This is a genomic window from Nonomuraea maheshkhaliensis, assembly GCF_039529435.1.
Taxonomy (GTDB): domain Bacteria; phylum Actinomycetota; class Actinomycetes; order Streptosporangiales; family Streptosporangiaceae; genus Nonomuraea; species Nonomuraea maheshkhaliensis.
The window spans coordinates 1-557 of record NZ_BAAAMU010000135.1 but is presented as its reverse complement, the minus strand read 5'-3'; the positions used below and the strand labels follow the sequence as shown (position 1 = coordinate 557).

At 76.8% G+C, this 557-nt stretch carries 1 protein-coding gene; it reads right to left on the bottom strand.

All coding sequences use genetic code 11. The features are described from left to right. On the bottom strand, positions 1-557 hold a 557-nt coding region (locus ABFX54_RS47495; RefSeq protein WP_346113700.1), incomplete at both ends, for an alpha-L-rhamnosidase N-terminal domain-containing protein.

The following is a 557-nucleotide window of genomic DNA, read 5'->3' as shown; positions in this document are numbered from 1 at the left end:
GGCGTCGTGGTGCTCGCCGTCGTACAGGCTCGCGGCGGTGACGGGGCCGCGCGCGCAGCGCCAGGAGCCGTCGGTGGTCACCACGTCCGTGGTGCCGTCGGCGTAGGTGACCTCCAGTTGGGCGATCAGCGCGGTGCGGTCGCCGTACACGCCGCTCCTGCCGCCGTTGAAGCCGAGGCGGCCTCGGTACCAGCCGTCGGCCAGGGTGGCGCCGAGGGCGTTTCCGCCCTCGCGCAGCAGGCCGGTCACATCGTGGGTGCGGTAGAGCAGCCGGTGGCCGTAACTGCTCCAGCCGGGGGCGAGCACGTCGTCGCCGACCACGCGGCCGTTGAGCTCGATCTCGTACGTGCCGTGCGCGGTGACGTACAGGCGGGCCCGCTCGACCGGGCCGCGGACGGCGAAGCCGCGGCGCAGCAGCGGCGCGGCCCCGTCGGGCGCGCCCAGCAGCTCAAGGGGCGGCGCCGCGGCGGCCGCCCGCCACGCGGCCGGATCCAGCCGCCCGGCCTCGGCGTAGGAGCATTCGCTCCCTGCGGTCCATTCCCCCGCCCGGGCCGCGG